This window comes from Stenotrophomonas sp., from assembly GCF_032066555.1.
Classification (GTDB): Bacteria; Pseudomonadota; Gammaproteobacteria; order Xanthomonadales; family Xanthomonadaceae; genus Stenotrophomonas.
In genome coordinates, this window is sequence record NZ_DAMBKV010000001.1 from 515955 (window position 1) to 538527 (window position 22573).

Sequence of the window (22573 nt, forward strand, 5' to 3'; positions counted from 1 at the left end):
TTGGCTGATTTCCTGGTTTCGTTTTCTTGTGGAAAAGGGGGCTTATTCGGCGTAGTTGTCGTCGATCTTGTTGACCAGCGCGTCGGCGAGCAGCTGTGCGAGTTCGCGCAGGTGATCGGACATGTGGCCAACGGCAGGCGACGGAGAACGCGGGCGACCGGCATAGTGCAGGGACTGGCCATCGGCCACGCATGCCTGCAGGTGGTGCTTGATCTGGTACCACGCACCCTGGTTCATCGGCTCTTCCTGACACCACACGACGTCGGTGGCCTTGCCGTACTTCTTCAGCTCGGCGGCCAGCGCCGGGCGCGGGAACGGGTAGAGCTGCTCCACGCGCACCAGTGCCACGTCGTCCTGGCCACGCTTGGTCATGTCTTCCAGCAGGTCGTAGTAGACCTTGCCCGAGCAGACCACCACGCGCTTGACCTTCTTGGCGTCCGCGGTGGCGTCGCCGATCAGGTGCTGGAACTCGCCATTGGCCATTTCATCCAGGCTGGACACGGCCAGCTTGTGGCGCAGCAGCGACTTGGGCGACATGACGATCAGCGGCTTGCGGGTGTCCATGCGCATCTGGCGACGCAGCATGTGGAACGCCTGGGCCGGGGTGGACGGCACGCAGACCAGCATGTTCTCCAGTGCGCACAGCTGCAGGAAGCGCTCAAGGCGCGCCGAGCTGTGTTCCGGGCCCTGGCCTTCATAGCCGTGCGGCAGCAGCAGGGTCAGGCCGGAGATGCGGCCCCACTTGGCTTCGCCGGAGGCGATGAACTGGTCGATCACCACCTGGGCACCGTTGGCGAAGTCGCCGAACTGGCCTTCCCAGATGCACAGGGTGTTGGGATCGGTGGTGGAGAAACCGTACTCGAACGCCATCACGGCTTCTTCGCTGAGCAGCGAATCGATGATGGTGGCCTGTTCCGGCGACTCGACCAGCTGACGCAGCGGCAGGTAGTAGTTGTCGGTCTTCTGGTCGTGCAGGATCGCGTGACGGTGGGTGAAGGTGCCGCGGCCCACGTCCTGGCCGACCAGACGCAGGCCATTGCCTTCGTCCAGCAGCGTTGCGTAGGCCAGGTTTTCGGCAAAGCCCCAGTCGCCGAGGATTTCGCCGGCGGCCATCTTGCGACGGTCGTCGTACACCTTGGCAACGCGCGAATGCACTTCCACGCCTTCCGGAATGGTGTTGATCATGGTGGCCAGCTGGGTCAGCTTGCCCATCTCGACCTTGGTGCTGACCGGGTCGGACAGCTTGCCGGACAGGTACTTCGGCCAGTTGACGAACATCTTGCTGGTGGCCGGGGTCTTTTCGACCGTGGCCAGCTCGGTGGTGACTTCACCGGAGTCCAGCTTGTTGCGGTAGGTGTCGACCATTTCCTTGCCGGCGCCGGCGGCGATCACGCCTGCGGCTTCCAGCTGCTCTGCGTAGAGCTCGCGGGTGGTCTTGTGCTTGCGGATCACCTGGTACATCAGCGGCTGGGTGATCGCCGGCTCGTCGGCCTCGTTGTGGCCCCAGCGGCGGTAGCAGACCAGGTCGATCACGACGTCCTTGTGGAACTGCTGGCGGAAGTCATAGGCCAGCTTGGCCGCGAACACCACCGCTTCCGGGTCGTCGCCGTTCACGTGCAGGACCGGTGCGGCGACCATCTTGGCGATGTCGGTGCAGTACAGGGTCGAGCGCGAGTCGTCGCGGTTGGAGGTGGTGAAGCCCACCTGGTTGTTGATGACGATGTGCACGGTGCCGCCAACGGTGAAACCGCGGGCCTGCGACATCTGGAACAGCTCCATCACCACGCCCTGGCCGGCAAATGCCGCGTCGCCGTGGATCAGGATCGGCATCACCTGCTTGCGTGCGGTGTCGTTGCGGCGTTCCTGGCGCGAGCGCACCGAGCCGGCAACCACCGGGTCGGCGATTTCCAGGTGCGACGGGTTGAAGGCCAGCGCCAGGTGCACCGGGCCGCCGTCGCTGACCACGTCGGCCGAGAAGCCCATGTGGTACTTCACGTCACCGGCAACGGCGCGGTCGTCGTGCTCGAACTTGCCTTCGAACTCGTCGAACAGCTTGCGCGGGTTCTTGCCCAGGGTGTTGACCAGCACGTTCAGGCGGCCGCGGTGGGCCATGCCGATCACCACGTCCTTGACGCCTTCCTTGCCGGCGTCACGGATGATGGTGTCCATCATCGGGATCAGCGAGTCGCCGCCTTCCAGCGAGAAGCGCTTCTGGCCGACGTACTTGGTGTGCAGGTAGCGCTCCAGGCCTTCGGCGGCGGTCAGGCGCTCCAGCGTGCGACGCTTGGTGTCGGCATCCAGGTTGTAGTTGCCACCGGCAGCCTCGAGGCGCTGGTAGAGCCACTGGCGCTGCTCGACTTCGGCGATATACATGAATTCGGCGCCGATCGAGCCGGTATACGTCGCCTTCAGGCGTGCAACCAGATCGCGCAGCTTCATCCGCGGCTGGCCGCCAACACCGCCGGTGCTGAACTCGTCGTTGAGGTCGGCATCGCTGAGGTGGTGGAAGGGCAGGCCCAGGTCCGGCGGATTGACCGGCGGGGTCAGGCCCAGCGGGTCAAGATTTGCGCCGAGGTGGCCGCGCGAGCGGTAAGCGGTGATCAGGCGGCCGACATTGCGCTCGCGCTCGTCGCCGGAACCGGCGTTGCCGCCGACCTTGCCAGCATTCTTTGCGGCTTCGGTGATGTGTGCGATGGCGGCAGAGTGCGGCACATCGCCAGCTTCGCGGCCTTTGAAGCCGTCAAAGTAGGACTTCCACTTGGGGTCCACACTGTCCGGGGAGACGAGGTACTGTTCGTACAGGTCCTCGACATAGGAGGCGTTGCCGCCGGCGAGCTGCGATGATTGCGCAAACTGCTTCAGTAGATTGTCCACGATGGAGAGTCGGATTCACTTGTGGGGTAGTTCTGGGAACCGGCGGACCTGTTCTAGCGTCCCGCGCGGGCGTGTTCTAACCACGAAATTATACCCCTCACTGGACAGGAAGGGGCACCTACACTGTCCCGCGCATTAATACCTGACTGGGGCTTGTCCTGCCCCGGTCAATGCTCAGACACCTAGTACGCGAAGCCCGTTGCAATCACGTGAACGCTCCCAGATGCGCTTGAACAGCAGCTCCTGCTGCTGGGCGCGGGCGGGGCTGTCCAGCGCCAGTTCGCCTTCGACGCGGGCACCTATTGGACGAAAGTAGCAGTCGCCCTGATCGTTGCTGATCGCCGCCGAGGCCACCTGACAATCCGCCGGGTCTACCGGTTCACGCAGATGGAACACACTGGGCAGGCGCTGCACCAGTGCGATGAAGGCCGCAGACAGGGCGGGCAGGTCGGCTTCGTGCAGCAGCACGTGTACCTGCTTGTCGTGACGGGCGGTGGCAAACCGGCGCAGGGCGTCCAGTACCAGGGGCTGGGCGAGCAGGGCGTCATTGCCACGCAGCTGCAGGTACAGATGACGGCGTGCAGCGTGGATCACCGCTGCTGCCGCCGCCCGGGCCTGATCCGGGTCCTGCACCCGCATTGCTCCGTCCAGACGCCGGCGCATGGTCTGGTGGCCGATGCCGGCCTCTTCAAATTCAGCACCTTCCGGCAGAAACCCGTTACAGGCATAGAAGTCGCGGGCGTGCAGTTGAGCGTGCAGGCTTATTTCGCCCCAGCCGCGCTTGCGGGCGGCGCCCAGTAGCGCATTCAGCAAGGACTGGCCTACGCCTTTGCCACGCCAGGCGGCCAGTACCGCCATGCGGCCGATGCGCTGATCCGGGGTCAGGCGAGCAGCGCCGATGGCCTGGCCGTGTTGGTCCAATGCCAGGGCGTGGTCGCTGAGCGGGTCCAGTTCGTCGATTTCCAGCTCAGCCGGGACGTTCTGCTCGCTGACAAATACGGTATGACGCACGCCGTGCAGCAGGGCCTGCTGCACGGCGTAGTCGGCGATCTCTACATGGAAGATCGCAGCTGGACTCATGCCGACGGGGTTTCCGCGTCGTCTTCGTCCTCTTCTTCGCCGTCGTCGCAGATCACCACGACTTCGACACCTTCCTCGTTGACCATGACGGTCTCGATGCTGGCGCTGGACGGCTCGCCGTCACCGGCTTCGCTGTACTCGATGACCTCGATCTCGACTTCAGGAGCGTCGTCTTCGTCGTCGAAGTCCTCGTCGAAGTCTGTTTCTTCGGCATCTTCCAGCACTTCAAGTGCGTCCTGCTCGGCCAGCATGGCGGCGATGGTGTCCACGTCCAGCAACTGGTAATGGCCGCCGATGATCAGCTCCATCAAGGCGTCACGGCCCTTGTTGCTGAGCTTGTTGAACAGGCCGATGTCGATCTGCTCGGCGCCGGCCAGGGCCTGCGCGTCCTTGATCGACAGCTGGAAGGCCAGGCCCGAGCAGTACAGCGAGGCGCCGCGGGTGGCGCGGCGCCAGGCCAGGCGGGCCCAGGGGTGGCGCTCGAGCACGCCGCCGTTTTCCAGCTCGGCCTGGACCTCTTCCGGCGACGGCGGTGCCTGCGAGGGCAGGATGTCGCCGGCGGCACGGTAGGTGGTGATGAAGCGGCCGAACCAGTTGCCGAGGCGGTCCGGGTCGTTCATGCGCAGCGCATTGAGTGCGGCGACCACGCGCTTCATGGCGGCGGCGTCGATTTCGTTCGGATCTTCCGGCAGCTTCAGGTCCGGGTCCTGGAAGCGGATCGATTCGTCGGCGTCGGCAACCAGATCGTCCAGGTAATCGCTGATCAGCTCAGCCGAGGACGGTGCACGCATGCCGAAGGAGAAGGTCAGGCAGGGGTTCACGGCAACGCCGTTGTGCGGCACGTTCGGCGGCAGGTACAGCATGTCGCCCGGGCCCAGCACCCAGTCGTGGGTGGCCTTGAACTTCTTCAGCAGCTTCAGCTCGACGTCGGGTCGGAACTCCAGCGACGGGCGCTTGCCCTTGGTCGACTCGCTGGCGTCGATCTGCCAGCGGCGCTGGCCATGGGCCTGCAGCAGGAACACGTCGTACTGGTCGACATGGGCGCCAACCGAACCGCCGGTGGCGGCAAAGCTGATCATCACATCGTCCATGCGCCAGCGCGGCAGGAAGTTGAAATAGGAGGTCAGGGCACGGACTTCCGGGTCCCACTTGTCCACGTCCTGCACCAGCAGGGTCCAGTCGTGGTCGGGCATGCCGGGGAAATCTTCTTCCTGGAACGGGCCGGTGCGCAGGGTCCAGCCGTCGGTGGCGCGGTCGTGGCTGACGATACGGGCCAGTGCGCCTTCCTCGCAGGCCAGGCCGGCCAGGTCTTCGGGCATCACCGGGGTTTCGAAATCCGGGAAGGCGGCGCGGATCAGCAGCGGGCGCTTCTGCCAGTAGTCGCGCAGGAAGGTGGCCGGGTTCATGCCCAGCGGCAGCCCGGGCTTGGCCTGGACTTCGATCGGATAGGTCTTTTGCTTGCGTGCAGCCATGGGGGAAATCCTTTGCAGCGGAGGTCGAACAGGGGCGCGGATGTTGCGCAGACCTCCATTGTCCCCTTGTTCGCGCCAATACGCACCGTAGGCGACTGATCTGGATCAAATCGGCGGGGCAATCAGGTAGTGCCGAGCCATGCTCGGCACTGGCCTGCCCGGTGGCCCCCGCCGCCGTGGCGCTGTCGGGCATGCCTTAGTAGCACCGGTGTTGTTGCTGGGAAAGCCCTTGCCGAGCATGGCTCGGCACTACCCGTAGGATGGTCAGATGACCCGGTTGCCGGTGCCGCTGTCCTCGATCCTGGGCTCGCTGCTGGCGTTGACGGTATTGCCGGTGCCGCTGAAGCTGACCTCGGCGGTCTCGTTGACCAGGATCATGTTGTTGTTGCCGCTGATGTCGATGCGGCGGGCATTGGTCAGGTTGAGGACGTTGTCGCTGCCGACCACGCGGATGGTGTCGACCTGTTCGTTGAGCACGGTGAACTGGCGGCCTTCCACGGTGATGGAGCGGGCTTTGCTGACATTGAGCGAGCCATTGGAGGCGGTCACAGTGACATCGCCACATTCGCCGTCGATGACCTGGCTGCTGTTGTCGTGGCTGATGCGCAGGTTCTTGCCGTCGCACAGTGCGCCCGCGCCAGGGTCAGTGAGGGTGCTGACTGCCGGGCCGTTGGTGGTCGCCGGCGCGACTGTTGCCGTTGCGGGCGACGGTTTGTTGCAGGCGGTCAGGCTGAGGGCGCTGGCAAGAACGATGTAGAACACGGGCTGCTTCATCAGCGATTTCCGGACTGAGGGGTCAGTCCGATGCTGTCAGAGCGGCTGCGAAGGTTTCATTAGGTGGGTGTGGCGCTGTGGCGAGCAGGCCCAGCCAAGGTGGGAGTTGCGGGCGCGCGGTGACCAGGGGCGTTGCCGTGGTGCCGACTCTTTCCCTTCTCCCGGTCACGGGAGAAGAGCCTGTCCCCGCGAAGGCGGGGATGCCCGAAGGGCGGATGAGGGCAGCTTTTGCCCCCGCCCGGTTTCGCGGATGGCCCCTCTCGCCTCAAAGGTCAAAGAGGGGCGCAGCTCAATCCAACATTACCGGTGGATTAGATCGCCTTGGCCAGATCCGCAGCCAGGCCGGCATAGCCACCCGGGGTCAGCTCGCGCAGGCGCTGCTTGGCATCGGCCGGCAGTTCCAGGGTTTCGATGAACTCGCGCATCGAATCGGCGGTGATGCCGTGGCCGCGGGTCAGGGCCTTGAGCTGCTCATAGGGGTTGGGCAGGCCGTGGCGGCGCATCACCGTCTGTACGGCTTCGGCCAGTACTTCCCAGGCGGCATCCAGGTCGGCGTCCAGGCGCTCCGGGTTGACGGTCAGCTTGCCCAGGCCCTTGGCCAGCGACTCCAGGCCCACCTGGGTGTGGCCGAAGGCGGTGCCCACGGCGCGCAGCACGGTGGAGTCGGTCAGGTCACGCTGCCAGCGGCTGATCGGCAGCTTGGCGCTGAAATGCTCGAACAGCGCATTGGCGATGCCGAAATTGCCCTCGGCGTTCTCGAAATCGATCGGGTTGACCTTGTGCGGCATGGTCGAGGAGCCGACTTCGCCTTCCTTGAGCTTCTGCTTGAAGTAGCCCAGCGAGATGTAGCCCCAGATGTCGCGGGCCAGGTCGATCAGGATGGTGTTGGCGCGGCGCGCGGCGTCGCCGATCTCGGCAACGTTGTCGTGCGGCTCGATCTGGGTGGTGTAGGGGTTGAACACCAGGCCCAGCGAGGTGACGAAACGCTCGGCGAAGGCCGGCCAGTCCACGTCCGGGTAGGACACGACGTGGGCGTTGTAGTTGCCAACGGCGCCGTTGATCTTGCCGGTGAGCTCGACCGCGCCGATCTGGCGGATCTGGCGCTCCAGACGGGCCACGACGTTGGCGATTTCCTTGCCAAGGGTGGTCGGCGAGGCGGTCTGGCCGTGGGTGCGCGACAGCATCGGCTGCGCGGCCTGGGCATGGGCCAGCTGACGCAGCGCGGCGGCGATGCCGCCATAGGCCGGCAGGACCACCTTTTCGCGGGCTTCGGCCAGCATCAGGCCATAGGACAGGTTGTTGATGTCCTCGCTGGTGCAGGCGAAATGCACGAACTCCAGCGCCGGGGCCAGCTCGGCATCGTCCTTGAGCTGTTCCTTGATGAAGTACTCCACGGCCTTGACGTCGTGGTTGGTGGTGCGCTCGATTTCCTTCACACGGGCGGCGTTGTCGACCGAGAAACCGTCGGCCAGTGCACGCAGCTTGGCCTTGCCACTGGCCGAGAAGTCAGCCAGTTCGGCGATGCCCGGCTCGGCGCCCAACGCCAGCAGCCATTCGATCTCGACCTTGACGCGGGCCTTGATCAGGCCGTACTCGGAAAAGATCGGGCGCAGTGCGTCGACCTTGCCGGCATAACGGCCATCAAGCGGGGACAGGGCGAGCAGGGCGGCTTCTTGGCGGGACGTATCCGTCATGGCGGCGTGCAGTTGGGCAGTGGCGGGGGCGCATATTCTACGCTGCCCGGGCCATCGCCGTTGCCGGGCCGTTCTGTCCCATCGGCTGCGGATGTGTTTGCCCGGGCAGGCGGGTATGGTGGGCGTAGCCGCCAGCCCGGGAAATCTGCCCACCGCCAGCCGCAGCTTTCCCTTCCCCAACAATGAGATTGTGCGGAGTTGATGATGAGCAAGGTTTCCAAAGCAGGTTTCCGGACCGAACACGACAGCATGGGCGAACTGCAGGTGCCCGCCGAGGCCCTGTGGGGCGCGCAGACCCAGCGCGCGGTGCAGAACTTCCCGGTATCCGGGCAGCGCATGCCGCGCGCCTTCATCCGCGCGCTTGGCTTGATCAAGGGCGCCGCTGCCGAGGTCAACACCGGCCTGGGCCTGCTGCCCAAGGGCGTGGGCAAGGCGATCCAGTCCGCGGCCACCGAGGTGGCCATTGGCGCCCACGACCAGCATTTCCCGATCGACGTGTACCAGACCGGTTCGGGCACCTCATCCAACATGAATGCCAACGAGGTCATCGCCACCCTGGCCAACCACAGTGGCAAGGCTGGCAAGACGGCGGTGCACCCCAACGACCACGTCAATCTGGGGCAGAGCTCCAATGACGTGATCCCGACTGCCATCCGCGTCTCGGCCCAGCTGGAAACGATGGAATCGCTGCTGCCGGCGCTCAAGCACCTGCGCAAGACCATCGACAAGCGGGCGCGCGGCCTGGGCAAGATCGTCAAGACCGGCCGCACCCACCTGATGGATGCCATGCCGCTGACCTTTGCCCAGGAGTTCGGCGCCTGGTCGGCCCAGCTGGCCTCGGCCGAAGGGCGCATCGAGGACGCCTTGAAGCGCCTGCGCCGGCTGCCGCTGGGTGGCACCGCTATCGGCACCGGCATCAATGCCGACCCACGCTTTGGCGGCAAGGTCGCGCGGGCGCTGTCGGCCAGTACCGGGGTCAAGTTTGAAAGTGCAGCCAACAAGTTCGAAGGCCTGGCCGCGCAGGACGATGCGGTGGAGCTGTCAGGTCAGCTCAATGCGCTGGCGGTGGCTCTGATCAAGATCGCCAATGACCTGCGCTGGATGAATTCAGGGCCGCTGGCCGGTCTGGGCGAGCTGGAGCTGCCGGCGCTGCAGCCGGGCAGCTCGATCATGCCGGGCAAGGTCAATCCGGTGATTCCGGAAGCCACCGTGATGGTGGCCGCGCAGGTCATCGGCCACCACACGGCGATCACCGTGGCCGGGCAGACCGGCAACTTCCAGTTGAACGTGGCGCTGCCGCTGATTGCCGCCAACCTGCTGGATTCGATCCAGTTGCTGTCCAATGTGATGAACCTGCTGGCCGACAAGGTGTTCGCCGGCCTGGTGGTCAAGCAGGAGCGGGTGCGGGAGGCGCTGGCGCGCAACCCCATCCTGGTGACGGCCTTGAACCCGATCATTGGTTACGAGAAGGCGGCGGCGATTGCCAAGCGTGCCTACAAGGAGCAGCGGCCGGTGCTGGACGTGGCGCTGGAAGACAGCGGCTTGTCCGAGGCCGAGCTGAAGCGGCTGCTGGACCCGGCGGCGTTGACGCTGGGCGGTATCCACGATCATTAAGGAACGCAGTGCCGGCACATGGTCGGCATTGCCCAGCTTTACCCCCCTCCCTTTCGCGCAGCGAAGGGGAGGGCTGGGGAGGGCTTGGCTTTTGAGCCTTTCGGGTGGTGGCAGTTTCGCGGCGCATGCCGCTTCTGCAGGCTTTGTTGGTAAAGGCTCTGCCGAGCATGGCTCGGCACTACATGGCGTTAGTCGAGCTGCCTGGGGGGCGGCTGGGGCTCAGCGTATGGCGCGCAGGTTGGCCAGCGCTTCGTCGTACTTCTCGAACTCGGGAATGTGCTTGGCCAGGTCTGGTGGGAATGGCGATTGGCCTTCGGGGATCTGCAGCGGTAGCGTGCGCTGCTGTGCCAGCGACGGATCGGCGTCCACCAGGGTGTTCTGGCGCATGATCTGCAGCTTGACGAAGCTGGTCTGCAGCATGGCCTGCTGCTCGGCATTCAAGGGGATGACGATGTCATCCACGCGCAGGCGGCCGTCGGGCAGGATGTCCAGGTTCGGGTAGGGTGCGCGACGGATCGCGATGCGCTCCAGCGTTACCTCGGTCTTGGGTTTGCTGCGCTCGCTGCGGTGCTCGGCGTACTTCTCGCGATCACAGCCCGTCGCCAGGGTGGCGAAGGCAACGAGGATCAGCAACAACAGATTTTTCATGGCGTCGGCACAACAACGGCGGGGGAGGCCATTCTACCGCCCCCACCAGACACCGGTCAGGAACGCAGATCAGGGGATCTGGACATTGCCATCGCGGCAGTCGTCGATATCGCCCTGGTCCATCTTCGCGTACGGCTTGAACTCGGGCACCGCCGCAGCCAGTTGCTGCTGGGTGGCCATCAGCGCCGGCAACTGGTCGCACAGCTTGGCGGCACTGGCCTTGATCTTGTCCGCTTCGGCATTGATGCGTGCTTCGATCTGCTCGGAGTTGCCTGAGAAGATGCCCTTGATCGCCTCGCCCGCGGCCTTCGCACCCAGGTTGGCACCTTGCACGCCGATGTCGATGCCGGCTTCGGCGATGCCGATCATCTGTGTGCGATAGCGCAGGGTGATGGCGCGTTGGCTGTCATTGAGCGGGATGGATGCGCCGTTGATCAGCAGGTCGCCGGCTGGGGTGAGCTCGACCCTGGCACCATCGGAGCCGATGCTGATATTGCCTTCGGCCATTTCCTTGCGGGCCTTGTCGGTGGCTTCGCGGACCTTGGCGCCAACGGTGGTGTCGGTCGCCGGTGCATTGGCGGCCGGCTTCTCGCCGCAGGCGGCCAGCGGGAGTGCCAGCGCCAGGGCGAGCAGGGATGCGTTGAGGATCTTCATGGTGTGCGTTCCGTTGCGATTGGAAGGAATTAGCGTTTCTTGGGCAGATCGACGGCGCCGCTGATGCCGGAATGATTCACCGAGCCGCTGCCGAGCCGGTCCACCTTGAGGCTGGCGGCGCCGCGTACATCCAGGTCGCCAGAGCCCAGCGAACCCAGGCTCACCGCGCCACGGCTGTCACGGACGTCGACATCGCCGGAGCCAATGCTCTCAATGCGCACCGCACCCTGCACGCCCTGCAGTTCAAGGTCGCCCGAGCCCACGCTGCCAACCCGGGCATCGCCGCGCACGCCGTTGATCTTTGCATCGCCCGATCCGACCGACAGCAGGTACAGCGCGCCGATGTTGTGGAACTCGACGTCACCCGAGCCGACCGCGGCCGTGGCCAGGCCCCGGATGTCACGTGCACTGACATCGCCGGAACCCACGTCGGCACTCATGCTTTGCGCGCCGGCCAGCGAGGCATCGCCGGAGCCGACCTTCAGCTGGACCAGGATGTCGTCAGGCAGGCTGCCGGTCAGGTCCAGATAGGCATAGGTGTTGCCCAGGTTGATGTTCAGCCCTTGGCTCTTGCGCTCCAGCGTCACCACCAGCTTGTCGCCGACCTTGCGTTGGCTCAGCGACAACTGCTCCAGCAGCGCCTGGCTGGAGGCACAGGCGCGTCCGCCGAGGGCGGCTTTCGCGCCGGGGCTGGCCTGCAGGCGCAGGTCATGGCTGTTGACTTCGAACACCACGGTCTTGCTGCCGCCCAGGTCCAGGTTCAGCGATTGCGGTGCGGTAAAAGCGCAGGGCTGGCTGGCGAAGGCGGCGCCCGGGGCCGCCAGCAGTGCGGCCAGTACAAACGTCTTGTGCATGTACATTCTCCCGATCGAAAGTCAGATGTCGTCGCGACGGCGGCGCAGATAGATGGCGGCGACGATGAGAGCGATGCCAACAATCGCACCAATCCAGATATCCGGGTTGGAGACTACCTTGCCAAGGCTGTGGTGCTGCAGCAGCCATTGCACCAGATCGGCTGGCGTCTGCATGTCGTTGTCACCGAGGTTGGTGTCGGTCAGGCCGCGCGGCAGCCACGAAGACGGGAATACGCTCAGCAGTCCACGATAGGCAACGGTGTACCAGATCCAGCCCAGTGGCAGCTTCACGCCTGGCATGGCGCCGAGGATGCTGAGCATGGTGCAGGCCAGCAGCGGCAGCAGCACCGCCCACAGGAACGGCTTGCTACGCACCAGTGCCGAGCAGAACATCAGCCAGCCCACGGTTGGCAGTGCCCACAGCAGGCTGATCGGCAGGGTGCCCAGGACCAGCGCAAGGATCCGGAACGGGTGCGAGTGGGTGGCAATGGCCCAGGGACTGGTGGCGCCGGCGCCCGCAGCGCCCAGCATTGCCACCACCCACAGCACCAGCCCGACCGCCAGGCCAATGGCCATCGCGATCAACGGTGCCAATACCAGGGCCCAGGCCGCTTTGGACAGGACGGTCTGGGTGTCGGACACCGGCAGCGATTTCCAGAACAGCACGCTGCGGTCGCGGCGGTCGTCGTAAAGGCTGCCCAGCGCGTAGAAGAACACCACGAAGGCCAGGATCAGTGATGCCAGGAAGATGCCGGCCAACAGCAGGCCATCGCCGAAGGCGCCCATGACCTTGAGGTATTCGCTGGCATCGCCGGTGTGGTTGATGCCATCGGAACTGCGGGCGGCGAACACACCGATCAGCGCGCCGATGCTGGCGAACAGGATGGCGATGCCGCCGGTGATGACCTGGGCCCAGACGAAACCGCCCCGGTTTTCCCAGTATTCACGCTTGAGCAGCCACTTGAACTTGCCGAGCGGGGTGATGTTGTGAACGGCGTTCATGCGTAGGTTCCCTTCATGGTGGCCACGAACAGGTCGGCCAGGCCGGGGGTGCGGATCTCGCCCAGGGCGGTCAGTTGGTTGCGATCGGTGCCGTCGAACAGCAGCACGGTCTTGCCGAATGGCAGGGAACGTTCTTCGATCGGCGCCAGGGCGCGCGCTGCCTGCAGCGTGTCAGCCGAGGCCAGCAGCTCGGTGTAACGCTCGGCCAGGGCTTCCATGTCCGAGGACAGCACGATCGAGCCATCACGGATGAACAGCACATCGGTCAGGATGTGCTCGATCTCTTCCACCTGGTGGGTGGTGATGATGATGGTCTTCTGTTCGTCGAAGTAATCCTCCAGCAGGCGCTGGTAGAACTCCTTGCGGTACATGATGTCCAGGCCGAGGGTGGGCTCGTCCAGCACCAGGATCCTGGCGTCGATGGCCATCACCAGGGCCAGGTGCAGCTGCACCACCATGCCCTTGGACATCTCGCGCACGCGCTGCTTGGGATTGAGCTTGGTATTGGCCAGGAAACGCTCGCAGCGGGCGCGGTCAAAGCGCGGGTGCACACCGGCGACGAAGTCGATGGCTTCCCTGACCCGCAGCCAGCGCGGCAGCACCGCGACGTCGGCGATGAAGCAGACATCATTCATCAACTCGTCGCGCTGGCTGCGCGGATCCATGCCCAGTACCTGCAGGTCGCCTTCGAACGAGGTCAGGCCGAGCAGGGCCTTGAGCGCGGTGGTCTTGCCGGCACCGTTGGGGCCGATCAGGCCGACGATGCGGCCCGGTTCGATGGTGAAACTTGTGTTGTCCAGCGCTGGCTTCTGCTTGTAGGCCTTGCGCAGGCCCTTGGCGGAAACGACGGCTTCGACGGCGGCGTTCATAGAGTGGTCCCCGGTGGCAGCAAATCTTTCATGGTCAGGCCCAGGCGCTGGATGCGCTCCAGCACGGCCGGCCATTCGTCATTGAGAAAACGGTCGCGCTCGTTGCCGCGCAGCTTCTGGGCGGCTTCTTCGGTCATGAACATGCCGAGGCCACGGCGCTTCTCGACCAGGTTCTCGTCGGCCAACTCCTGGTAGGCGCGTGAGACGGTGATCGGGTTCAATTGGTACTCGGCCGCCACCTGGCGCACCGATGGCAGGGCGTCGCCCGGCTTCAGGATTCCGTCCAGCATCATCGCGATGACGCGATCCTTCAGCTGGCGGTAAATGGGAGCGCCATCGCTCCACTGGATATCGCTCATGGGTCAGCTCCGCGAATTCAGCTGTGCGAAAGAAAAATAAGGCATCGAAAGGCTGGTCCGCATACGCCGGGCCGGTCGTTTCGTTTTGGGGCTTTCGTCGGCATCCTGCCCATCACCACCCACCTGGGCTGCATAATCCCTGGCATCGGCCAGGCCGTTGCCGAGGGAACTGGAGCAGCCCAGCAACAGCAAGGTGCCTGTGACCATCAGTGCGTGGAGAGCGTGTCTGCCGTGCTTGGTGTTCATGGAGGCCCTGTGTAGGGTGGCTGGTGTTGTATGCAACTATAACACCGACACGCCGACATGCAACTGGTTCTGACCCAACTGATGGCCTATGCCATTCCAACCCTGCTCGTGGCGTCGAGGAGACTCCGATGAAGATTCGTAATTTATTGATTTCAATTGCCTTTATTGCGGGTTCCGGGGCTGCGTTGGAAGCGCTGGCGGGGCCGTTGCTGGATCGCAATTACCGTTCGTTGGCTGGAAAAGACGAGATCAACCTGAATCGCGCGTATGGCGGCAAGGTATTGCTGGTGGTCAACACCGCTTCCAAGTGCGGGTTTACCCCGCAGTACGAGGGGCTGGAGGCATTGCAGCAGGAACTGTCGCCACGTGGTTTTGCCGTATTGGGCTTTCCGTCCAACGATTTCAAAGGCCAGGAGCCAGGCAGTGAGGCGCAGATCCAAGAGTTCTGCACGCTTACTTACGGGGTGAAATTCCCGATGTTCCAGAAGGTCCATGTAATCGGACCGGAGACGACGCCGCTCTACCAGGACCTGACCCGCATCAGCGGCGTGGCGCCAGCATGGAACTTTCATAAATATCTGATATCCCGCGATGGTCAGGTGCTGGCACAGTTTCCGAGCCGGGTGAAGCCGGATGATCCCGAACTGCGGGCGGCGATCGACCGCGCGCTGGCCGCACCAGCACCACAGCGCTGATGCGCCTCGACATCTGCGGCGTGCATGCGACAATGTCGCCCCTCGCGCCGCCGGTGGCGTTTGTTCACTTCCAGGAATGCAGCGAATGAAGATGGGAAAGCGTGGCGCGGTTGCGTCGCTTCTGATTTTGGCGATGGCGGCCCCCGGGGTCGTTTTTTCGCAACAACCTGCCGCTGCGGCGGCGACCAAGGAGAAGTCTGTTTTGACCTCGGATCGTGAAAAGATTGGCTATGCCATCGGTATCGACGTGGCCAGCTCGTTTGAGCCGATTGCCTCGGAAGTGGATGTGGCTGCCCTGCGCCGTGGCGTGGAGAACGCGTTTGCTGGCGGCCAGCCGCTGCTGTCGCAGGAAGAAGCTCAGAAGACCGATCAGGCACTGCGTACCTTGATGATGGTGCGTTCGGGTCAGCAGGTTCCGGGCATGGCACCGGGCAGCCAGCCGCCGTCGGTGGACCGCGAAAAGGTCGGCCTGATGCTGGGCAGCTTCGCCGTGGGTCCGTCGCTGGCACGCATCCAGAAGGACATCGATCTGGATTCGGTGTTCCAGGCCGTCACCACCGTGTTCGCCAAGGGCACGCCGTTGATGACCCACGAGCAGGCACAGGGCGTGCTGCAGGCATTCAGCGCCACCAAGGAAGCTGAAATGAAGGCCGAGGCCGGCAAGGCAGCGCAGACCAACCGTGAAGAGGGCAATGCCTTCCTCGCCAAGAACAAGACCCAGCCGGGCGTGGTGACCACCGCTTCGGGCCTGCAGTACCAGGTGCTGCGCGCCGGCAGCGGCGAGCGCCCGATGGCCAGCAGCCGCGTGCGTGTGAACTACGAAGGCAAGCTGCTCAACGGCGAAGTGTTCGACAGCAGCTACCAGCGCGGCCAGCCGGTCGATTTCGGCTTGGACCAGGTCATCAAGGGCTGGACCGAAGGCGTGGCACTGATGCCGGTCGGCTCCAAGTACCGCTTCTGGATTCCGGGCGAACTGGCCTACGGCGAAGCCGGCACCCAGGGTGGCCCGATCGGCCCGAACGCGACGCTGAGCTTCGACGTCGAATTGCTGGGCATCATGCCGTAAGGCTGATCACGGAGCAGGCGCAACCATGCGTGTAGCTATTTTCGGCACCGGCTATGTGGGTCTCGTTACCGGGACCTGCCTGGCGGAAGTAGGACACGATGTGGTCTGCGTCGATATCGACCAGGCCAAGGTCGAAGGCTTGGGGCGCGGGATCATCCCGATCTACGAGCCTGGCCTTGAGCCGATGGTGAAAGCCAACCACGCTTCCGGGCGTTTGGCTTTCACCACCGACGCGGCGCAGGCCATCGATCATGGCGAAGTGGTTTTCATCGCGGTAGGTACACCGCCCGATGAAGACGGTAGCGCCGACCTGCAGTACGTGTTGGCGGTTGCCCGCACCATCGGCCGCCATCTGGCGCGGCCGACGGTGGTGGTCAACAAGTCGACGGTGCCGGTTGGCACCGCGGACAAGGTTCGTGCCGCCATCGCTGAAGAGCTGGCGGCACGTGGCCGGGAGATCGCTTTCGATGTGGTCTCCAATCCCGAATTCCTGAAGGAAGGCGATGCGGTCGCGGACTGCATGCGCCCGGATCGCATCGTCATCGGTGCCAGCAGCGCGCATGCGGTGACGGTACTGCGGCGCCTGTATGCGCCGTTCAACCGCAACCGCGACCGCGTCGTGGAAATGGACGTGCGTTCGGCCGAGCTGACCAAGTACGCCGCCAATGCGATGCTGGCGACCAAGATCAGTTTCATGAATGAAATTGCCAATATCGCCGAGCGCGTAGGCGCCGACATCGAACAGGTACGGCAGGGCATAGGCTCTGATCCACGCATCGGCTGGCACTTCATCTATCCAGGCGCCGGCTATGGCGGCTCCTGTTTCCCGAAGGACGTTCAAGCCTTGGCGCGCACCGCCGCCCAGCACGGTCATCAACCACAGCTGCTCAACGCGGTGGAAGCCGTGAATGCGGCGCAGAAGGGCCATCTTTTCGAGCTGATCCAGCGCCACTATGACCGCGGCGAGGACGAGGGGGTGCGCGGCAAGACCTTCGCTGTCTGGGGGCTGGCCTTCAAACCCAATACCGACGATATGCGCGAGGCCCCGAGCCGCCGCGTGTTGGCGCAGTTGTGGGAAGCCGGCGCCAGGGTGCAGGTGTTCGATCCGGAAGCCATGGCCGAGGCGCGCCGCATCTTCGGCGAGCGGGACGACCTGGTGTTCTGTGATTCAGCCTTTGCAGCATTGCATGATGCCGATGCGCTGGTGGTGGTCACCGAGTGGAAGCAGTTCCGCAGCCCCGACTTCGCGCGTATGCGCGAAGCACTCGGTGATGCGGTGGTATTTGATGGCCGTAACCTCTACGACCCGGTTGAAATAGAAGCCGCCGGCCTGGCGTATTACGGTATTGGTCGAGGACGTTCCGTACATGCATGAATCAACTTCCGAACAGCGCGAGCAAGCGCTGGAAGCACGCCTGGTTGAGCTGGAGATGCGCGTCTCCTTCCAGGAGCACGCCCTGGCGGAGATGAGTGAAGCGTTGGCCGATGCCCGTATGCAGGGCACCCGTAACGCCGATCTGCTGCGCCACCTACTTGATGACCTGGGCAAGGTGCGCACGGCGTTGTACGCCGATGCTGCCGACGAACCACCGCCCCCGCACTACTGATATTTCCTATGAGTGACAATATTCGCGACCAGCTGCTCGGGCTGGGTTTCAAGCCAGCTCCCAAGCCGGAACGCAAGCCGGAAGCGCGCCGTGACGGCCGCTCGCAGGGCAAACCGGCGCAGGGCAGGCCGCAGGCGGGCAACAAGCCTGCGCATGCGGGCAAGCCGAGCCAGCACGGCAAGCCTGCCCATCCGGGCAAGCCCGGGCAGGGCAGGCCGCAGCAGGGGCCGCGCAAGCCGCGCTCGCAGGAAGATATCGACCTGGCCAAGGCTTACGCGATCCGTGCGCAGAAGGAAAAGGACGAACGCATCCAGGCCGAACAGGCCAAGCAGGAAGAAGCGCGCCTACGGCGCGAGGCCCGTGCCAAGCTGGAGGAGCTGATCAAGGACAAGGGCCTGAACGACCCGAACGCCGACATCGCACGTCACTTCCCGTACGGCGGCAAGATCAAGCGTATCTACGTCAACGCCGAACAGCTCAAGGCGCTCAACGCCGGCGAGCTCGGCGTGCTGCAGCAGAACGGTCGCTATCTGCTGGTCACGGCCGAGCTGTTGGCGCAGGCCGAGGCGATTTTTGCCCAGGCCGTGGCACTGAAGGTCGACCCGAATGCTCCTGCAGATGCTGATCCCTACGCCGATCCGCAGTACCAGGTGCCGGACGATCTGGTCTGGTAGGGCCTGGGATCATCCAGCGGGAACGAAGAGACAGGCTTCTGGCCTGTCTTTTTGTTTTTGGGGCCTGATCAGGGTTTGTTGTCTGGAATCCGGCCGACACTGACGATGGCACGGATATGTGCGTGGGCTGCGTTGTTCAGCGCCATATGCAGGTAGATGTCGGTGGGGTTGTCGGGGTCGAACAGGGTATAGGCGTGTTCGTCCCAGCCGGATTCCCCGGTGACTGGCTGCCACTCCACCTTGTACCTCTCTTCGGCCATCTTGCCGAAATCAATGAAATCGGTGGCGATGGCCGCGGGGTCGCCGCTGATGGCCGTCATCGTGCAGATGCCTTGGTCGAAAAGAGCAAAGCCGTACAGCTTGTCCTCGTTCGTCAACAGCCAGGCCCGGCCTTTGCGGCCCTTGAGGAAGTTCTCCGCAGACCTGCCTTCCAGGCGCTGGGCGACGCTGTCCAGCCTGGCGGTCAATTCCGTGGGTTTGTCCAGGTACTGGAAGCAGGAGGCGACGAACCCGGGGATCGTCTGGTCTGCCTCGGCGTGGGCCATGACCGGTGCGGCAAGCAAGGCGGTGGCCAACGGGATGGATCGCAGGTAGTGCAGATTCATGACAACTCCCCCTGTGTCGTGAGTGCTGCGCCGTTATAGCAGGACCCTGCGAGGGCGGCTGTGTTCAGTTGCGCATGCTCCGTGCCTGCCGCGAAGGCGGCAGCCAGTACCAGGCGATCAGGGTGCCGAGCAGGGCGAAGCAGCCGCCCGCAATGAAGGCGACCTTGCCATCACCGAAGCGCCACAGCTGGCCGGCGATCAGCGCGCCAAGCACACCGCCGAGCCCGGAAGAGAAGCCGTAGAACAGGCCCTGGCCGTGGCCGTTGAGGTTGCCCGGGAAATAGCGGGCCAGCAACTGCATGGCCGAGGCGAAGAACGCGGCGAAGCCCAGGCAATGGGTGGTCTGCGCGACCAGCATCACCGGCAGGTTCTCCGGCCACAGCGCGGTGGCCCACCAGCGCAGCGCGGCGCTGGCCATGGAGATGATCAGCAGCCAGCTGGCATCCCAGCGGCGGAAGAAGCCGGCGATCAGGAAGAACACCGCCACCTCGAAGACCACGCCCACCGTCCACATCAGCCCCAGCAGCGAGGTGCTGTAGCCGTGCTGGTCCATGTACAGCGAGAAGAACGTGTAATACGGCCCGAACGAGAGTTGTTCCAGGAACGCGGCGATGAAGAACGCCAGCACCGGCTTCTGCCGCACGATGCTCCAGAAGCCGCCGTCGTGATGGCTGTGCGTACCGATGTTGCGCGCATAGCGGTTGAGGAAGGCCGAGCCGGTCATCAGCACGAACAGCGGCAACATCATCCAGGGCAAGCGGCTGGCGCCATGCTTTTCGATCAGCCAGCCGAACAGGGTGACCACGGCGATGAAGCCCAGTGAACCCCAGACCCGGATCATGCCGTAGCGATGGCTGTCCGCGCCCAGATGGGTGAGGGTGATGGACTCGAACTGCGGCATCACCGCGTTGTAGAAGAAGCAGAACGCGATCATCACCGCATACAGCGTCCACGGCGGTGCGGGCACCAGGAAGCCGGCGAAGCAGGCAATGGTGAGCACACAGCCGATCCGCAGCCAGCGGATCGGGTGGGGCGATACCGCCGCCAGCGAGGTCCAGGTGCTGGGGGCAACCACACGCGTGGCATACCACAGGCTCATCATCACGCTGATGGCGGTGATGCTCATCTCACGTGATTGCAGGTACAGGCTCCAGTACGGCGTGAAGGCACCCAGCGCGGCGTAATAGAAGAAGTAGAAGCTCGACAGCCGTGCGGTAGGCACGGCCTGCGATGGCAGGGCAACGGACGTCATGGAGATGCGCGGGACGCGCTGGGCAGACAAAGGGGAAGCGGTGTGTGCCGCTGCCGCCTATTGTGCCTTTTGCCGGCACCCGATGGCAGTTCGCGGGCTGCAGGCCTGCGCATCGTTGATCCCGCACCGGCAGGCGCAACGCCTTCGGGGAGTCGGATTCGACAAGGGGCGTTGGCGTCGCGGCAATAGCAGCCCCGGGTGCGCTGCGCTTACCCGGGCTACGCTAGCTGCCACGCCGATGAACGGCCAGGGCGCATCCTTCAGGGCTTGGCCTGCGCGTTCCACTCGGCGACCTGCGCCTTGGTCCGGGCCAGCATCGCGTCCAGTGCGGCGCGGTCATAGACCTTGCCGCGCATCACCACGGTATTGATCGCGCGGGTGGCGGTGATGTCCTGCAGCGGGTTGCGGTCCAGCAAAACCAGGTCGGCGGCCTTGCCTGCGGCAACCGCACCGTAGCGATCCAGCTTGCCGAACCAGGCCGGGCCGGCGCGGGTAGCCGATTGCAGTACCTGCAGCGGCGTCAGCCCTTCGCGCACATACAGTGCCAGCTCGTTGTGCAGACCGATGCCGGGGAAGTTGTAGGAGTTCAAAAAGCCCGCATCGGTGCCGGCCATGATGCGTACGCCGGCTTCCTGCAGCATCGGCAACACGGCGGCAACCTGCGCGTAATGGGCGTGACGGGCCTCGATCTGCGCGGGCGTGGCCTTGGCCGCGCGCTCCACGCGCCAGGCATAGGTATCACGCAGGCCTGGGCCGATATAGGCCAGGTAGGGATCGTTGTCGCGCGGCTCGACATCGAGGAAGTCGATGATGCGGCCGCCATCCAGCGTCGGGGTCACGGCGACGCCGAGTTCGGCAAAGCGGCGGTAGGCTGCCATCGCCGTGTCGCGGTCGAAGCCGGCATGCAGCCTGCGGTTGGCTTCGGCGCGGTCGATGCGGCCGGCGGCGAAATCGGCGGCGATCGCAGCCTCGTCCTTGACCCCGGCCTTGAAGGCGTAGTCCAGGTGCTCGATCGAGCTCATGCCGGCCTCGATGGCCTGGCCCACGGTCAGCGCCATCGGCACATGGCCCGAGCTGCGCAGGCCGCGTGCCTTGGCCTGGCTGACCGCGTACAGGAACAGCTCCGGCTTCAGGGTGCTGTCGGTGATCTTCACGAAGTCGACCTGGTCGCGTTGCTCGCGGTCCAGGGCGGCGTCCACGCCGGCCTTGTCACCGGCTTCAAGCGTGCCCTTCCAGACCGGTGCCAGGCCTTCGATCTTGGCGCCGGAGGTGAACAGCTGCGGCCCGAACAGCTGGCCGCTGGCAATCTGCCCGCGCCAGGACAGCACCTGTTCGGCGAGATCGCCGGAGGCATCGCGTACGGTGGTGATGCCATGGGCCACGTACAGCGGCAGCAGGGCCTTGTTCTCCTCGATCAGCGCAGGGCCGCCACCGAAGTGCACGTGCATGTCCCACAGCCCGGGAATCAGGTAGCGGCCGCGTCCGTCGATGGTGGTGCTGGCCTGCCATTGCGCGCCTGCAGCGGCGTCGTCGGTTACTGCAACGATGCTGCCGTCGCGGATCGCCACCGTCTGCGCGGGCACGGTGCGGCCATGCTCGACATCGATCACGGTGGCATGGCGGATCACGACATCGGCCTGGGAGGGCGCGGCGATGGCGGGGGAGATGCTGGCTGCCAGTGTCGTCAGCAGCAGGCCGAGGGTGTTCTTCATCAGGAGGTTCCAGTGGTAAGCGATTGCCGTGTGGGGCGATGACAGGGCGGGGTTCAGTGGGCGCCGGCCTTGCGCAGCAGGTCCTCGATCACGTGTTGGCCCCGCTGCCGGGCGTGCGCCAGCGGGGTGACGCCCTCTGCGTCGGCGAGGTTGACGTCGGCGCCGGCGGCGATCAGCAAACGGGTGATGTCGACATAGCGCGAACTGCCATCACCGAGGATGACGGTCTCCAGCAAGGCGGTCCAACCGAGGTTGTTGATGTGGTCGACGTCCACACCGGCCTCGATCAGCAACTGCACCGTGGCGACGTGGCCGCGCTCGGCCGCCGGTATCAAGGCGGTGCCGCCGTAGCGGTTGGTGCTGCGCAGGTCGGCGCCGTGGGCCAGGGTCATGCGCAGGATGTCGTTCTGCCCGCTGGCACCGGCATGGAGGTAGGGGCTGTCCTGCATCCGGTCCTTGGCGTTGACGTCGGCGCCTGCGTCGATCAGCGTCCGGGCGGTTTCGATCTGTTTCGCACGAACGGCGATCAGCAAGGGGGTGCGTCCAGCGGCATCGCGGTTGTCGATGTCGGCACCCTGGCCCAGCAGGGCCTCGACGCGGCGGCTGTCTCCTTTCTCCGCTGCCTGCTGCAGCTGTTCCGCTGCGGCCGCGCCACTGCTGGCGCCGCAGGAAGTGAGCAGGGTTGCGGCCAAGGCCGGAGCAGCCATCCAGTTGTTCACGATCATTGCCTGCCTTTGTTCCAGTTCATGTGCTGCGGCGTGGCTGCGGTGTTTGCCCGAGCCTGCAGGCGATGCTACAAGTGGATAGAGCTATCGTAAAATT

Annotated in this window: 22 protein-coding genes; 6 read left to right on the forward strand and 16 right to left on the reverse strand. The window is 64.7% G+C overall.

Annotation, left to right across the window (positions count from 1 at the left end):
• Window positions 1–42 precede the first annotated feature (42 nt).
• The 5 genes from RT131_RS02385 to purB all read right to left on the reverse strand — a co-directional run bounded on the left by RT131_RS02385 (window position 43) and on the right by purB (window position 7894).
• The gene (locus tag RT131_RS02385) at window positions 43–2874 is read right to left on the reverse strand and encodes a 2-oxoglutarate dehydrogenase E1 component (protein ID WP_313169895.1); all 2832 of its coding nucleotides are present in this window, start codon (window positions 2872–2874) and stop codon (window positions 43–45) included.
• Window positions 2875–3048: 174 nt separating this feature from the next.
• Window positions 3049–3954 carry a GNAT family N-acetyltransferase gene (locus RT131_RS02390; protein ID WP_313169897.1) on the reverse strand — a complete coding sequence of 302 codons (906 nt, stop codon included), beginning with the start codon at window positions 3952–3954 and terminating at the stop codon, window positions 3049–3051.
• On the reverse strand, window positions 3951–5426 hold the full coding sequence (locus tag RT131_RS02395; protein WP_313169899.1) for a cupin domain-containing protein: 1476 nt from the start codon (window positions 5424–5426) through the stop codon (window positions 3951–3953). Before RT131_RS02395 ends, RT131_RS02390 begins: the two co-directional genes overlap by 4 nt.
• A gap of 264 nt (window positions 5427–5690) precedes the next feature.
• A complete protein-coding gene (locus RT131_RS02400) occupies window positions 5691–6200 on the reverse strand; it encodes a DUF3060 domain-containing protein (protein WP_313169901.1) in 510 nt (169 codons plus the stop codon).
• A gap of 311 nt (window positions 6201–6511) precedes the next feature.
• On the reverse strand, window positions 6512–7894 hold the full coding sequence (gene purB / locus RT131_RS02405) for an adenylosuccinate lyase (RefSeq protein WP_313169903.1): 1383 nt from the start codon (window positions 7892–7894) through the stop codon (window positions 6512–6514).
• A gap of 204 nt (window positions 7895–8098) precedes the next feature.
• Here purB and RT131_RS02410 point away from each other — a divergent pair, with 204 nt between their 5' ends.
• Window positions 8099–9508, forward strand: a complete 1410-nt coding sequence (locus RT131_RS02410; protein ID WP_313169905.1) for a class II fumarate hydratase — start codon at window positions 8099–8101, stop codon at window positions 9506–9508.
• A 219-nt stretch (window positions 9509–9727) separates the two neighbouring features.
• Here the strand turns inward: RT131_RS02410 and RT131_RS02415 are convergent, their stop codons facing one another.
• From RT131_RS02415 to RT131_RS02445, 7 genes are all read right to left on the reverse strand, one after another.
• Complete coding sequence (locus tag RT131_RS02415; RefSeq protein ID WP_313169907.1) at window positions 9728–10156, reverse strand: hypothetical protein; 429 nt, start codon at window positions 10154–10156, stop codon at window positions 9728–9730.
• A gap of 69 nt (window positions 10157–10225) precedes the next feature.
• A complete protein-coding gene (locus RT131_RS02420) occupies window positions 10226–10810 on the reverse strand; it encodes a DUF2884 family protein (protein ID WP_313169908.1) in 585 nt (194 codons plus the stop codon).
• Window positions 10811–10839: 29 nt separating this feature from the next.
• The gene (locus RT131_RS02425) at window positions 10840–11664 is read right to left on the reverse strand and encodes a DUF4097 family beta strand repeat-containing protein (RefSeq protein ID WP_313169910.1); all 825 of its coding nucleotides are present in this window, start codon (window positions 11662–11664) and stop codon (window positions 10840–10842) included.
• A 21-nt stretch (window positions 11665–11685) separates the two neighbouring features.
• The gene (locus tag RT131_RS02430; RefSeq protein ID WP_313169912.1) at window positions 11686–12666 is read right to left on the reverse strand and encodes an ABC transporter permease; all 981 of its coding nucleotides are present in this window, start codon (window positions 12664–12666) and stop codon (window positions 11686–11688) included.
• Window positions 12663–13535: an ABC transporter ATP-binding protein gene (locus tag RT131_RS02435; RefSeq protein ID WP_313169913.1), complete on the reverse strand. Its 873-nt coding sequence runs from the start codon at window positions 13533–13535 to the stop codon at window positions 12663–12665. Before RT131_RS02435 ends, RT131_RS02430 begins: the two co-directional genes overlap by 4 nt.
• Window positions 13532–13894 carry a GntR family transcriptional regulator gene (locus RT131_RS02440; protein ID WP_062166162.1) on the reverse strand — a complete coding sequence of 121 codons (363 nt, stop codon included), beginning with the start codon at window positions 13892–13894 and terminating at the stop codon, window positions 13532–13534. Before RT131_RS02440 ends, RT131_RS02435 begins: the two co-directional genes overlap by 4 nt.
• 3 nt (window positions 13895–13897) lie before the next feature.
• Window positions 13898–14140: a hypothetical protein gene (locus RT131_RS02445; protein ID WP_313169916.1), complete on the reverse strand. Its 243-nt coding sequence runs from the start codon at window positions 14138–14140 to the stop codon at window positions 13898–13900.
• 128 nt (window positions 14141–14268) lie between these two features.
• Between RT131_RS02445 and RT131_RS02450 the strand changes: the two genes are divergently transcribed.
• From RT131_RS02450 to RT131_RS02470, 5 genes are all read left to right on the forward strand, one after another.
• Window positions 14269–14835, forward strand: a complete 567-nt coding sequence (locus RT131_RS02450; protein ID WP_313169918.1) for a glutathione peroxidase — start codon at window positions 14269–14271, stop codon at window positions 14833–14835.
• 85 nt (window positions 14836–14920) lie between these two features.
• Window positions 14921–15901, forward strand: coding sequence for an FKBP-type peptidyl-prolyl cis-trans isomerase (locus RT131_RS02455; RefSeq protein ID WP_313169919.1), 981 nt, complete (start codon window positions 14921–14923; stop codon window positions 15899–15901).
• A 25-nt stretch (window positions 15902–15926) separates the two neighbouring features.
• Window positions 15927–17276 carry a UDP-glucose/GDP-mannose dehydrogenase family protein gene (locus RT131_RS02460; protein WP_313169921.1) on the forward strand — a complete coding sequence of 450 codons (1350 nt, stop codon included), beginning with the start codon at window positions 15927–15929 and terminating at the stop codon, window positions 17274–17276.
• Window positions 17269–17508, forward strand: a complete 240-nt coding sequence (locus RT131_RS02465) for a SlyX family protein (protein WP_313169923.1) — start codon at window positions 17269–17271, stop codon at window positions 17506–17508. The genes RT131_RS02460 and RT131_RS02465 overlap by 8 nt, the downstream gene beginning before the upstream one ends.
• Window positions 17509–17516: 8 nt before the next feature.
• Window positions 17517–18182, forward strand: a complete 666-nt coding sequence (locus tag RT131_RS02470) for a DUF2058 family protein (RefSeq protein ID WP_313169925.1) — start codon at window positions 17517–17519, stop codon at window positions 18180–18182.
• Window positions 18183–18250: 68 nt separating this feature from the next.
• Here the strand turns inward: RT131_RS02470 and RT131_RS02475 are convergent, their stop codons facing one another.
• From RT131_RS02475 to RT131_RS02490, 4 genes are all read right to left on the reverse strand, one after another.
• Complete coding sequence (locus RT131_RS02475) at window positions 18251–18787, reverse strand: hypothetical protein (RefSeq protein ID WP_313169927.1); 537 nt, start codon at window positions 18785–18787, stop codon at window positions 18251–18253.
• A gap of 64 nt (window positions 18788–18851) precedes the next feature.
• On the reverse strand, window positions 18852–20039 hold the full coding sequence (locus tag RT131_RS02480) for an MFS transporter (protein ID WP_313169929.1): 1188 nt from the start codon (window positions 20037–20039) through the stop codon (window positions 18852–18854).
• Window positions 20040–20299: 260 nt separating this feature from the next.
• Window positions 20300–21751, reverse strand: coding sequence for an amidohydrolase family protein (locus tag RT131_RS02485; protein WP_313169930.1), 1452 nt, complete (start codon window positions 21749–21751; stop codon window positions 20300–20302).
• Window positions 21752–21804: 53 nt separating this feature from the next.
• Window positions 21805–22476: an ankyrin repeat domain-containing protein gene (locus RT131_RS02490; RefSeq protein ID WP_313169932.1), complete on the reverse strand. Its 672-nt coding sequence runs from the start codon at window positions 22474–22476 to the stop codon at window positions 21805–21807.
• Window positions 22477–22573 lie beyond the last annotated feature (97 nt).